The 13,014-nt window shown below is 73.7% G+C and carries 10 protein-coding genes; 6 read left to right on the top strand and 4 right to left on the bottom strand.

Translation table 11 applies throughout. The features are described 5' to 3' along the window. Positions 1–89 precede the first annotated feature (89 nt). Positions 90–968, bottom strand: a complete 879-nt coding sequence (locus tag GPJ59_RS01025) for a YndJ family protein (protein ID WP_219664241.1) — start codon at positions 966–968, stop codon at positions 90–92. 163 nt (positions 969–1,131) lie between these two features. Between GPJ59_RS01025 and GPJ59_RS01030 the strand changes: the two genes are divergently transcribed. The 4 genes from GPJ59_RS01030 (at position 1,132) to GPJ59_RS01045 (ending at position 5,909) form a co-directional block, all read left to right on the top strand. After that, a complete protein-coding gene (locus GPJ59_RS01030) occupies positions 1,132–2,349 on the top strand; it encodes a DUF6777 domain-containing protein (protein ID WP_219664225.1) in 1,218 nt (405 codons plus the stop codon). A gap of 7 nt (positions 2,350–2,356) precedes the next feature. Then, positions 2,357–4,420: a SpoIIE family protein phosphatase gene (locus GPJ59_RS01035; RefSeq protein WP_308120061.1), complete on the top strand. Its 2,064-nt coding sequence runs from the start codon at positions 2,357–2,359 to the stop codon at positions 4,418–4,420. 114 nt (positions 4,421–4,534) lie between these two features. After that, the gene (locus GPJ59_RS01040) at positions 4,535–5,395 is read left to right on the top strand and encodes an Fpg/Nei family DNA glycosylase (RefSeq protein WP_219664227.1); all 861 of its coding nucleotides are present in this window, start codon (positions 4,535–4,537) and stop codon (positions 5,393–5,395) included. 121 nt (positions 5,396–5,516) lie between these two features. Then, positions 5,517–5,909, top strand: coding sequence for a hypothetical protein (locus GPJ59_RS01045; RefSeq protein ID WP_374200760.1), 393 nt, complete (start codon positions 5,517–5,519; stop codon positions 5,907–5,909). 43 nt (positions 5,910–5,952) lie between these two features. Here GPJ59_RS01045 and GPJ59_RS01050 read toward each other — a convergent pair whose 3' ends face one another. Both GPJ59_RS01050 and GPJ59_RS01055 read right to left on the bottom strand, forming a co-directional pair. Beyond that, the gene (locus GPJ59_RS01050) at positions 5,953–6,417 is read right to left on the bottom strand and encodes a hypothetical protein (RefSeq protein ID WP_219664247.1); all 465 of its coding nucleotides are present in this window, start codon (positions 6,415–6,417) and stop codon (positions 5,953–5,955) included. Positions 6,418–6,657: 240 nt separating this feature from the next. Further along, positions 6,658–7,191, bottom strand: coding sequence for a sigma-70 family RNA polymerase sigma factor (locus GPJ59_RS01055; protein WP_219664228.1), 534 nt, complete (start codon positions 7,189–7,191; stop codon positions 6,658–6,660). A 386-nt stretch (positions 7,192–7,577) separates the two neighbouring features. Between GPJ59_RS01055 and GPJ59_RS01060 the strand changes: the two genes are divergently transcribed. Continuing rightward, positions 7,578–8,780: a CapA family protein gene (locus tag GPJ59_RS01060; RefSeq protein WP_219664230.1), complete on the top strand. Its 1,203-nt coding sequence runs from the start codon at positions 7,578–7,580 to the stop codon at positions 8,778–8,780. Between the two features lie 127 nt (positions 8,781–8,907). After that, on the top strand, positions 8,908–12,261 hold the full coding sequence (gene lysX, locus GPJ59_RS01065; protein ID WP_219664232.1) for a bifunctional lysylphosphatidylglycerol synthetase/lysine--tRNA ligase LysX: 3,354 nt from the start codon (positions 8,908–8,910) through the stop codon (positions 12,259–12,261). Between the two features lie 55 nt (positions 12,262–12,316). Here lysX and GPJ59_RS01070 read toward each other — a convergent pair whose 3' ends face one another. Further along, on the bottom strand, positions 12,317–12,739 hold the full coding sequence (locus tag GPJ59_RS01070) for a YjbQ family protein (protein ID WP_219664234.1): 423 nt from the start codon (positions 12,737–12,739) through the stop codon (positions 12,317–12,319). Positions 12,740–13,014: the final 275 nt, after the last annotated feature.

Here is a 13,014-nt window from a genome sequence, read left to right on the forward strand (position 1 = left end):
GGTGCTTCCGGCTCCGGAGTGGGTGGTCCCGGTGCCGGAGCGAGTGCTTCCGGCAGCCGGGCGGGCGCGTCCGTCACCGATCAGTCGGGTCATCGGAGGATCTCCTTGCGGTCGCGGGTCAGCCGGTGCCAGGCCAGCAGCGAGCACACGGCGAAGCCGAGGGCGTTTCCGAGGCCGTGGGTGGCGGCCATCCAGGTCAGGGTCGGGTGCACGACTCCGGTGGCCTCCCCGAGCGCCCACCACAGGGCCAGCAGCATCGTGGCCACCAGGACGGCGGCCGAGACCGCCAGCAGCGCACGTACCGTCCGGCCCCGGACCCCGGGCCGGATCTCCCGCCAGGTCAGCAGGGCCACCGCCCACATCCCGGCGGTCAGCACCACGGCGCCGGCCAGCTCGGCCCAGTCGTCGACGAAGTATCCGGCGAGCACCAGCAGCGTGCCCGCCGGGACGCTGTACGCCGCCCGGTGGGCCCCCGGTCCCGGCCGGGCCGCCCGGCACACCAGCCCCGCCACCAGGGCGGCGGCGAATCCGGCGAAGTGGAAGTGCGGCACGGTCAGCGCCAGGATGTCGAGCTCGAATCCGAAGAGCTCGTACCCGGCGCGCTCGGCGACCAGGGCGGTTCCCGCCACCGCGGGCGAGCAGAGCGCGGTGAGCACCGCGATCTCGGGCGGTGCGAGCGACCTGGAGCGCAGCAGCCGGGCCGGGGCTCGCAGGGCCAGGCCGGCGGTGGCCGCCGCGTAGAGTACGGCGAGCGCGGTCGCGGCTGCGCCGCGCGGCAGCCACAGGCACACCGCGCCGGGCGCGGCGAGCAGCGGCCAGATCCGGGCGAGGGCGCGCAGCCGGTCCGGGTCGGCGGGAGCGTGCGGCCCCGTCGCGGGGCCCGGGCCGGCCGGGGCGATCAGCCGGAGTCCTGCGGGTACGACGGCCAGCATGCCCAGGGTGACGATCAGATTCACCAGCACCGTCACCGTGGACTCCCCTCCCACTGCGGTCGAACTCCTTGAACGCGTTCAACTCGCAAGCGTGAGCGTAGAGCCTCTCTTGAACATGTTCAAGCCCGGATCTCGGCTTGCGGCCGTTGCGGACATACGGCAGACAGGAGGGAGCAACCGGGGCGAAAGGGAGAAGAACGTGCACGCACCGACAGCCCGTCAGACTTCGCGGCGTCACGCACCCGCCGCAGCGGCCCTCTTCGCGGCGGTCACCCTGCTCGCCGCCGGCTGCACGGGCTCCGAGGACACCGACGGGGACAGCACCGCCGAGAGCTCGGACGTGTTCCTCCAGCCGGTCGCCGCCGCCGGCCCCGACCCCTTCACCACCTCCTCCGCGACCGGCGAGTCCGCCCCGGCCCAGGCCCCCCTGCCCAACCCCACCGGCCAGGGCATCCGTACGGTCAACGCCGCGACCCCGGGCCTGTACGGCGGCACCCGGCGGCTCGGCAGCTGCGACATCGAGGCCCAGCTGCGCAACCTCACCGCCGACGAGACCAAGGCCCGCGCCTTCGCCGAGGCCTCCGCCGTCGAACAGGCCAGGATCCCCGAGTTCCTGCGCGGCCTGACCCCGGTGGTGCTGCGCGCCGACACCCGGGTGACCAGCCACGGCTACCGCGACGGCAAGGCCAACCGCTTCCAGGCCGTCCTCCAGGCCGGCAGCGCGGTCCTGGTCGACGGGCACGGCATGCCGCGGGTCCGGTGCGCCTGCGGCAACCCGCTGCTGCCCCCGCGCTCCGCCAAGGGCTCCCCCGTCCACAAGGGTGATCCGTGGAACGGCTACCAGCCCAACCAGGTGATCGTCGTCGAACCCACCGTGCAGACCGTCGACAACCTCGTCCTCGTCAACCTCGTCGACAACACCTGGCTCGAACGCAAGGCCGGCGACGACGGGGCCCAGGACCGGCTCCCGCAGCACCTGGCCCCCTACGACCCCGCCGAGGGCATCCCCGACCGCCAGCCCACCACCCAGACCCCCCAGGCCCCGGACGGCCGGCAGAACGCCCAGGACCAGCCGCTCCCGCCCGCCGCCCCGGCCGTCCCCGCCAACCCGCGGGGCAATCCGCCGGCCCCGCCGAACCCGCCCGCCCCGCCGAACCCGCAGACCCGGCCGACCACTCCGCAGACCCCCGACGAAGTGCCTCCCGTGCCGCCCGAAGGCGCGCTGACGGACCCGAACACCGGGCTGCCCGTCGACCCCGGCCTGACCCCCGACCCCCTCGCCTCCCCGGACCTCCTGCCCGACGGCCTCACCGACGACCCGTACGCCCCCTTCGACCTGAACGACCCGAACAGCCCGTACGCCGTCCCCGACGACACCGTCCTGGCCGATCCGGGCTACGACCTGGAGAGCGCCTGACCCGCCCGTGTGTCATGGTGGACCGGTGCAGACCGCCGTATCACTGCCGGACGACTGGCCCGCACACCCGGACACGTCCCTCGCGCTGAACCGGATGGGCAGCTTCGACTGGGACCTGATCACCGGGTTCATGCACATGGACGCACCGGCACTCGACGTCTTCGACACGGACCCCGAGGAGTACGACGGCCGGCCCGAGTCCCTGGCCGGGCGCGTCCCTGCGGACGAGAGCGTCCGGCTGGACGCGCTGGTCTCCAGCGCGCTCAAGAGCGGTGATCCGACGTACGGCGCCTACTTCCGCATCCGCTGCCGTGACGGACGGCTGCGCTGGACCCACACCCAGGGCCGCGTCCTGCGCGACGCGGCCGGCCGGCCGTACCGGATCATCGGCATCGTCCGGGACGCCACCGAGGAGCTCAGCCACTCCGCCGAACGGCTCGGCCTGGAGGAGGAGCGCCGCCGCCAGACCTCCGTGGTCGAGAGCACCACCGCGGCCCTCGCGCACGCCCGGACCGTCCGGGACGTCATCAACGCCCTCAGCGATTCCCACGGCCTGGAGCGGCTGGGCTCCATGGGCATGGTGATGGGACTGGTCGAGGCCGGCCGGATCCACCTGGTGGCGGAGGGCCCGGAGGGCAGCTTCGTGCCCGGCACCCGCTGGACGCGCGTCGACGAGAACTATCCGATGAGCGAGGTCGTCCGTTCGCTGCAGCCGCGGTTCATCGACTCCGAGGAGGAGTTCGCCAACCACTACCCCGGCCTCTGGTCGAGGATCACCGACATGCGGATCTCGGCCGCCGCCTATCTGCCGCTGATCGCCCAGGCCCGCCCGATCGGTGCGATCGGCCTGCTCTACCAGGACAAGGACGGCTTCACCCAGGAGGAGCGCAACCTCCTCGTCGCGCTGGGCAGCTCCATCGCCCAGAGCCTCCAGCGCGCCATGCTCCTCGAACAGGAGCACGACATCGCCGAGGGCCTCCAGCAGGCCATGCTGCCGCGCCGGATCCCGGCCGTGCCCGGCGCCCAGATCGCCGTACGCTACCGGTCCGCCGGGATGGGGCGGGACATCGGCGGCGACTGGTACGACGTCATCCCGCTGCCCGGCGGCCGGGTCGGCGCGGTCATCGGCGACGTCCAGGGGCACGACACGCACGCGGCCGCCGTCATGGGCCAGCTGCGCATCGTGCTGCGCGCGTACGCCGCCGAGGGCCACTCCCCGGCCACCGTGATGGCCCGGGCCTCGGTCTTCCTGCACGAACTCGACACCGACCGCTTCGCCACCTGCACCTATGCCGAGGCCGACCTGACCACCGGGGTCCTGCAGCTGGTCCGGGCCGGCCACCTCGATCCCCTGGTGCGTGCCCGCGGCGGCGACTGCCGCCGGCTGCTCGTGGAGGGCGGCATGCCGCTCGGCCTCTCCGCCGAGTTCGGCCGGCTCGAATACCCGGTCACCACGGTGGAGCTCGACCACGGAGAAACGCTTCTGCTCTGCACCGACGGCCTCGTCGAGCATCCGGGAGCCGACCTCGACGACGGCGTCCGGCACCTTGCCTCCCTCGTCGCCGGCGGCCCCGGCGACCTCCAGCACCTCGCCGACCGGCTGATCGAGGTCGTCGACGAGCAGGGCGGGGACGACGACATGGCCCTGTTGCTGCTGCGCCGGCACGTCGAGGACGCGCCCCGCACCGGCGGCCGCCTGCGCCAGCACGTGGCCCAGGGCGACCCCGAGGCCCTCGTGGCGGCCCGGCACATGATCGGTGCCGCGGTCCGCGCCTGGGGCGCCCGCGAACGCGCCGACGAGATCGAACTCGTCGCCGACGAACTCATCGTCAACGCCCTCATGCACACCGACGGCCCCGCCGTCGTCACCCTCCGCGTCCTCGCCGGCCACGACCACCGCCTCCGCGTCGAGGTCGAGGACCGCTCCAGCGCGCTCCCGCGCCGCCGCGAGGCCGGCGGGACGGGCGTCTCGGGGCGCGGCCTGATGCTGGTGGACCGGCTGGCGGAGGTCTGGGGCGTGGAGCCCCGGGGCAGCGGCAAGTGCGTCTGGTGCGAGTTCGACCTGACCTGACCTGACCTGAGCTGACCTGACCTGGCCCGGGCCGACCTCGCTCGGCCGGGCCCGGCCTGTGGCCGTCGGCCGGTCCGGGTAGCGCCGCGCACGTCGACCGGTCAGGCTGGGGGCATGCCCGAGCTGCCCGAGGTCGAGGCGCTCCGGGAGTTCCTCGACGAGCACCTCACCGGGCGGGTGGTCGCCCGTGTCCTCCCGCTCGCCGTCAGCGTGCTCAAGACCTACGACCCGCCGCTGACCGCGCTGGAGGGACGGCAGGCAGGGCCGACGGCGCGCTACGGGAAGTTCCTCGCGGTGCGCCTCGGCGACCTCCACCTCGTCACCCACCTGGCCCGGGCCGGCTGGCTCCGCTGGCAGGACGCCCTGCCCGCGCAGCCGCCCCGCCCCGGCAAGGGCCCGCTCGCGCTGCGCGTCGTACTCGACGACGGCGCCGGCTTCGACCTCACCGAGGCCGGCACCCAGAAGCGCCTCGCCGTGTACGTCGTCCACGACCCCCAGGAGGTCCCCGGCATCGCCCGCCTGGGCCCCGACCCCCTCGCCGAAGCCTTCGACCGGGACGCCCTCGCCGCCCTGCTCGCCGGGGAGCGGAGGCAGATCAAGGGGGTGCTGCGCGACCAGGGCGTCGTCGCGGGCATCGGCAACGCCTACAGCGACGAGATCCTGCACCGGGCGAAGGTCTCGCCGTTCAAACTTGCCTCCTCCTTCGACGAGGACCAGGTCACGCACCTGTGGACGGCCGTCCGGGAGACGCTGGGCGAGGCCGTGGAGCGCTCGCGCGGGGTGGCGGCGGGCCGGCTCAAGGCCGAGAAGAAGAGCGGCCTGCGCGTGCACGGCCGTACGGGGGAGCCCTGCCCGGTCTGCGGGGACACCATCCGCGAGGTGTCGTTCGCCGACTCCTCCCTCCAGTACTGCCCCACCTGCCAGACCGGCGGCAAGCCACTCGCCGACCGCCGGCTGTCCCGGCTCCTGAAGTAGCTCCGTCGAGCCGCGTCGAGCCTCGTCGAGCCGTGTCGCGCCGCGTCGAGCCGTGCCGAGCCGCGCTACGCGGCACCGGGCAGTCCCTCGAACGGTCGATCCCTGCGTAGACTTCCACGCCGTGCCCGAGGACCAGGACCAGGACCGGCGGCCGCCGCAGCCGCGGCGGGAGATCGTCACCGGGGTGCCGCGCGCGGCCCGCCCCCGGCCGCCGGCGCACGCCCCGGCACGGTCGGAGATCTCCGAGCAGACCACCCTCGGGACCACCTACGTACGGGCCCTGATGCGCAGCCAGTTGCGCGTCGGCCTGAGCGCCCTGGCGGCGCTCGCGCTGCTGGTGGCGACGCTGCCGCTGGTGTTCATGCTGCCCGGCATCACGGCGGGGCCACTGGTGTGGGGCGCACTGGGCGTGGCCGTGTACCCGGTGATGTGGCTGGTCGCCCGGTGGTACGTGCGGCGCGCCGAGCGCAACGAGGCGGACTTCACGGGCCTGGTCGCCGACCGGGACGGCTGACGGCCGGGCCGGGGTCCCGGAACCGGTGGATCAGGACAGGTGATCAGAACAGGTGCATGGCCAGGTGTCCCAGCGGCAGGCCCAGTTGCCAGGCCGGGGTCCACACCCGGGTGTTCTCGTCGAGCGGTACGGGTGCCTCGGCGGGCGCGTGGTGCCCGGGGTCGAGGTTGGTGGCGAACAGCTCGGTACGGTCCAGCCAGCTCCAGGCGGCCCGGGCCAGTTCGAGGTCCGGGTCCTCGGACCGGCCGCGCTCGCGGGCCTCCTCGCCCAGCTGGAGGAAGCGCGTCTGGACCCAGTCGCGCCAGGGATGCCCGTACGCGGTGAGCGAGAGCCACTCGTCGAGCTGGGAGACCACCCGGATCCCGGACAGTTCGCCGGCCGCGTCCGAGAGATAGATCGTCAGCGCCAGGGTGTCCCGCCCGGCGCGGAACTCCAGGGTGCTGACCGGGATGAGCCGGCCCGTGCGCAGCAGCTCGTCCGCGATGTACTCCGCGTAGAGCCACGCCATGGGCACTGCGAGCCCGCCGCCGCTGGTGCCGTTCGTACCCTCGGGCCGCACCGTTCCACCTTCTCCCGTCGAGCTTCCCGCCGTCTGTCCCGAGCCTTCCCCGGCGGGCTCGTGAGGCGGGGGACGTTTACTCAACTTGAACGGTCTGATGCCGTATTCGATGCGTCCTGCGCACGTTTCAGGCACATTCCGGTCATTCCTTGAGTAGTTCTCCGGCCGTCGTCGTCGGGGAGGAGGGATTCAGGCGCCGAGGTCGTACCCCTGGAGGTCCTTCTTCAGTGCGCGCAGGGCGTAGTACGTGCGCGACTTGACGGTGCCGGCCGGGATGCCGAGCTCGGCCGCGGCCTCGGCCACCGAGCGGTCCCGGAAGTAGACCTGCAGCAGCACCTCGCGGTGCTCCCGCCCCAGACTCCCCACGGCCCGCCGCACGTCGATCGCGGTGACCGAGCTGGTCACCCCGTCGTGCGGGGCCGGCGCCTGCTCCAGCCCCTCGGGGTCGACCTCCTGCGGCCGCGACATGCGTGCGCGGCGGGCGTCGATCGCCAGCCGCCGGCCCACGGTGAACAGCCAGGGACGCATCGACTCGTGGCCGCTGGCCAGGGCCTCGGGGTGCTGCCAGGCGCGGAAGAGGGTCTCCTGCACGAGGTCCTCGGCGCGCTGGGCGTCACCGCCCGTCAGGCCCAGCAGGAAGCCGAACAGCGCCCTGCCGTGCTCGTGCTGGAGTTCGGCCAGGGCCGCGGGGTCCGTGCGCGGCAGGGTGGGGGACAAGGGCACGGGAGGCTCCTTCCGGGGTGCGACGGGCGCGGTGCCACCCACCCTGACCTGCGGGGAGCGGCCCGGGAACCGTGCGGCGCGCCCGCTGCGCCCAAACGCCCCGGCGGACCGACGGGCGGCCGCCCCGGGCGGTGAACGGTCGAACGGCACGGTGAACGGCCGCCGGTGAGTTCTGGCGGTGAGTGCTGACGGTGTGATCCGCCGGTGTGATCCGCGGCTGTGATTCGTCGGTGTGATCTGCCGGTGTGAGCTCGTCGGCGTGATCCGCGGGTGTGACTCGTCGGCGGCGGGACGGCACGGCGCCTTGACTTGCCCCGGCTTTCCCATAGATATGGAGTCTGACGATCAGATAGTCATACAAATCCTGCTCATGGAGGCCGGGACCCATGACCCAGCGCACACGGCGCGGCCTCGCGCTCCTGTCGGCCCTGCTGCTGTCGGCCGCAGCCGGCTGCGCGGGTGACGGGGACCCGGCCCCGGCCCGGCTCGGCAGCGGCGGTTCCCGGTCGTCGTCCGGCCCGGCGTCCACCGCCCCGGGTGCCGCGGCCGCCGGCTTCACGCTGGTGGCCACCGGTGACGTCCTGCCGCACCCCTCGGTCATCCAGCACGGCCACAACGCCGCTGGCGGCGAAGGCTACGACTTCCGGCCCATGTACTCCGGGGTCAAGCCCGTGATCGCGGCCGCCGACCTGGCCCTGTGCCACATGGAGACCGTCTACGGCGACGAGGACGGCCCGTTCTCCGGCTACCCCGCCTTCGTCTCCCCGCCCCAGATCGCCGACGCGCTCAAGGACGCGGGCTACGAGGGCTGCTCGACGGCCTCGAACCACACCCTCGACGCCGGCGCGGACGGACTGCGCCGCACGCTCGACCGGTTCGACAAGGTCGGCCTCGGGCACGCCGGCTCGGCGCGTACGGCCGCCGAGGCGGCGAAGCACACCGTGTACCGGGCCGGTTCCGCCAAGGTCGCGCACCTCGCGTACACCTTCGACACCAACGGCTACCCGCTGCCCGAGGGCCGGCCGTGGGCGGTGAACCTGATCGACGAGAAGAAGATCGTCGCGGACGCGCGCGCCGCCCGCCGGGCGGGCGCCGACGTGGTCCTGGTCAGCATGCACTGGGGCACGGAGTGGCAGACCGCGCCGGACGAGCGCCAGCTGACCCTCGGCCGCACGCTCACGGCCTCGCAGACCGACGGCCGCCCCGACATCGACATGATCCTGGGCACGCACGCGCACATTCCGCAGGCGTACGAGAAGGTCAACGGCACCTGGATCGTCTACGGGATGGGCGACCAGGTCGCGGGCACCATGTACAACCACTCCGGCGCCTACGACCCGCGCGGCAACTACAGCTCCATCGGCCGCTTCCGGTTCGAGCCCCCGGCCGCGCCCGGCGGCCGCTGGCAGGTGACCAAGGCGGAGTTCGTCCCGCAGTGGATGGACCTCCGCGCGGGCAAGGTGGTCAACCTGCCGGCCGCGCTCGCCGAGGACCCGTCCGAGGACTCGTACCGGACCGCGCAGGAGGCGATCACGGAGGCCGTCCTCGGCCGCGGCGCCGCCAAGGACGGCCTCACCATGGGCCGCTGACCGGCCCGGCACACCGCGGGCCCGTCCGCGGCGCGCGCCCGAAAGGCGCGTTCAGGTGTTCTGTCACCCACCCGGGGCCGGCCTCCTCCGCGCGCGGAGCCTCCCGTCCCTCCCTACAGTGCGAACCATGAGTGTCACCGAGGAGAAGTCCCGGGATCGGGGCCGGGGCCAGGGCCGGGACCGGGAGCGGGGGCCGCAGGGTCCCCAGGGGACCGGCAGGCGGTTCCTGAACCGGGTTCCCGACGGATTCGGCGCGTTCTTCGGAGCGCTCGGCCTGCTGTGCGCCCTGCTCGCGCTCTCCCCGACCCTGCGCCGGCTGCTGCGGCCGGTCGTGCGCTTCCTCGACCTCGTCGTCGTACCCGTCAGCGCCAACCTCGCCTACGCCGTCTTCCTCTTCCTGCTCGCCGCCGCCCTCGGCATCCGCAAGAAGATCGCCTGGTGGATCGTCGTCGCCTATCTGGCCCTGCTGATCCTCGTCGACCTGATCGTCATGGCCGACGGCTACTACGCGGTCGGCGGCTCCTCCATGGCCCTGGCGGTGGCCGCCCTCGCCGTGCTCGTCGCCGCCCGCAACGAGTTCTACGCCGCCTCCCGGCCCGGCGCCGTCTGGCGCGCCCTGCTCGTCCTCGGTACCGGCCTGCTCGCCGCCGTCCTCCTCGGCTGGGGCCTGGTCGCGCTCTTCCCCGGCACGCTGCCCCGCGGCCAATGGCTGGACTGGGCCGCGGGACAGGTCTTCGGCGGGCTCTTCTCCGCCCGCCAGTTCGACGGCCGTCCGCCCCGGCCGCTGTACTTCCTGCTCGGCCTGTTCGGCGCCCTCGCCCTGCTGAACGCCGCCGCCACCCTCTTCCGCTCCCAGCGCATGACGGCCGCCCTGCACGGCGACGAGGAGCCACGCATCCGCGCACTGCTCGGCGCGTACGGGCGCCGCGACTCCCTGGGCTACTTCGCCACCCGCCGCGACAAGGCCGTGGTCTTCGCCCCCAACGGCAAGGCCGCCGTCACCTACCGGGTCGAGGTCGGCGTGTGCCTGGCCAGCGGAGACCCCGTGGGCGACCCCGGAGCGTGGTCCTCCGCGATCGACGCCTGGCTGCGCGTGGCCCGCCGGTACGGCTGGCAGCCCGCCGTCATGGGCGCCTCCGAGGACGGCGCCACCGCCTACGCCCGCTCCGGCCTGAGCGCCCTGCAACTGGGCGACGAGGCCATCCTGCACGTCGCCCACTTCGACCTCGACGGCCGCGACATGCGCGTCACCCGCCAGGCCGTCAACCGGGTCAGGAGGACCGGCGCCACCGTCCGCGTCATCCGCCACTCCGCCCTCACCCAGGACGAGATGGAGCGCATCATCGACCGCGCCGACCGGTGGCGCGACACCGAGACCGAGCGCGGCTTCTCGATGGCCCTGGACCGGCTCGGCGACCCCGCCGACGGCGACTGCCTGCTGGTGGAGGCCTTCGACGCGGACGGCGAGCTCATCGCCCTGCTGTCCTTCGTCCCGTGGGGCAAGGACGGCATCTCCCTGGACCTGATGCGGCGCGACCGCGGCGCACCCAACGGGGTCATGGAGTTCATGGTCGCCGAGCTCTGCGCGGCCGCGCCCAAGCTGGGCGTACGCCGGATCTCGCTGAACTTCGCGGTGTTCCGGTCCGCCTTCGAGGAGGGCGGCCGGATCGGCGCCGGCCCGGTCCTGAAGCTGTGGCGCCGGCTGCTGCTGTTCTTCTCCCGCTGGTGGCAGCTGGAGGCGCTGTACCGCTCGAACGTCAAGTACGGGCCCGAGTGGTACCCCCGCTTCCTCTGCTACCAGGACGCCGGTTCACTCGCCCGGGTGAGTCTCGCCTCCGGCGTGGCCGAGGGCTTCGTCTCCGTACCGCGCCTGCGCAAGCTGTGGGGCAACGGACACCCCACAGGGGTCACCGCCCCGGCCACCACCGAGGGCCTGCCACCCATCACCGCCCTCGGCCTGGCGGAGGAAGGGGAGGTGGGCGGGCGCGGCCCGGGGGAGCGGCTGCCCGAGCAGGTCCGCGTCCGCCACCGCAAGCTCGACCGGCTGGTCGCCGCCGGCACCGACCCCTACCCCGTCGGCATCCCGCAGCGCACCCACACCCTCGCCGAACTGCGCGCCGCCCACCCCGGCCCGGCGAGCGGCAGCCGGAGCGGCGAACAGGTCACCGTCGCCGGCCGGGTCATGCTCGTCCGCGACCTCGGCGGCGTGGCCTTCGCCCTGCTGCGGGACTGGTCCGGCGACCTCCAGCTGATGCTCACCCGCGACGAGTCGGGGCCGGCCCTGGACTCCTTCACCGCCCAGGTCGACTTCGGCGACCACGTCGTCGCCACCGGCGAGGTGGCCGCCAGCAAGACCGGGGAGCTCTCGGTGCTCGTCCGCGACTGGCGGCTGACGGGCAAGTGCCTGCGCCCGCTGCCGGACAAGCGCAAGGGCCTGGCCGACCCCGAGGCCCGGGTCCGCCGCCGCTACCTCGACCTGGTCGCCAGCCCCGAGGCCCGCGAGGTGGTCCGGGCCCGCTCCACCGCCGTACAGGCGCTGCGCCAGGGGCTGCTGGACCGCGGCTACCTGGAGGTCGAGACCCCGATGCTCCAGCAGATCCACGGCGGAGCCAACGCCCGGCCCTTCCGCACCCACATCAACGCCTACGACCTCGACCTCTACCTGCGCATCGCCCCCGAGCTGTACCTCAAGCGGCTGTGCGTCGGCGGCATGGAGAAGGTCTTCGAGATGGGCCGCACCTTCCGCAACGAGGGCGTCTCCTACAAGCACAACCCCGAGTTCACCATGCTGGAGGCCTACCAGGCCTTCGCCGACTACGACGTGATGCTCGACCTGACCCGCGAGCTGATCCAGGGCGCCGCCACCGCCGCCTTCGGCTCGCCGATCGCCCGCAAGGCCGGCCCCGACGGCCGGCTCGTCGAGCACGACATCTCCGGGCCGTGGCCGGTGAAGACCCTGTACGGGGCGGTCAGCGAGGCCCTCGGCGAGGAGGTCGACGCCGACACGGAGGAGCACGTGCTGCGCAGGCTCTGCGACCGGGCGGGCGTCCCGCACACCCCCGAGGACACCCGCGGCGACGTGGTCCTGGAGATGTACGAGCGCCTGGTGGAGGAGCGGACCGGGCTCCCCACCTTCTACAAGGACTTCCCGACCGACGTCTCCCCGCTGACCCGGCAGCACCGCCGCGACCCGCGGCTCGCGGAGCGCTGGGACCTGGTCGCCTTCGGCACCGAACTGGGCACGGCGTACTCGGAGCTCACCGACCCCGTCGAGCAGCGCCGCCGGCTGACCGCCCAGTCCCTCCTGGCAGCCGGCGGCGACCCCGAGGCGATGGAGCTCGACAACGACTTCCTCGACGCCCTGGAGTACGCGATGCCGCCCACCGGCGGCCTGGGCATCGGTGTGGACCGGCTGGTCATGTTCCTCACGGGCCTGACCATCCGCGAGACCCTGCCCTTCCCCCTGGTCCGCCGCGGCTGACGCACGGGCCGCCAGGGGCAGGGAGAAGGGCCGGGGCAGGGGAAGGGGCCGGGCCTCAGCCGTAGAAGGACAGGCGGACCTGGCGGTGGGGGTTGTCCCCGTTGGTGTCGACCAGGCAGACCGACTGCCAGGTTCCGAGAGCCAGTTGACCGCCGATGACCGGCAGGGTCGCGTGCGGCGGGACGATGGCCGGCAGGACGTGGTCGCGGCCGTGGCCGGGGCTGCCGTGCCGGTGCTGCCAGCGGTCGTCGGCGGGCAGCAGGGTCCGCAGGGCCGCCAGCAGGTCGTAGTCGCTGCCCGCCCCGGTCTCGATGACGGCGATGCCGGCGGTGGCGTGCGGTACGAAGACGTTCAGCAGGCCGTCGCGGCCGGCCGCCGCCTCGGCCAGGAAGTCCACGCAGGCGGTCGTCAGATCGTGGACACGCTCGTCGCTGCCGGTGGTGACGTCCAGGACGCGAGTGCGCAGGGATTCGCTCATGCCCCCATGGTGCCGTCCGGTCCCGCGGGCACCAGGGGTCGGGCGCGCGGGCACGGTTGACCCGAACGGGTGAGCGGGTGCGGATGCGACCGCGCCTCTCGACATCTGCGCCGATCTCGTTGATACGTAGTAATAATGAAAACTGACGAGCCGACAGTCGGGCGGCGGGTGATCCTGCGCAGTGCCGTCTTCCTCGGGATCGCCGCCGCGGCGGGCCTGCTCACGGCGGGCGAGGCGGACCGTGCCGGGGGAGCCGGACCGGCGGCGGGCGAGGG

It is taken from the genome of Streptomyces bambusae, assembly GCF_019400985.1.
In the GTDB taxonomy this organism is placed as follows: Bacteria; Actinomycetota; Actinomycetes; order Streptomycetales; family Streptomycetaceae; genus Streptomyces; species Streptomyces bambusae_A.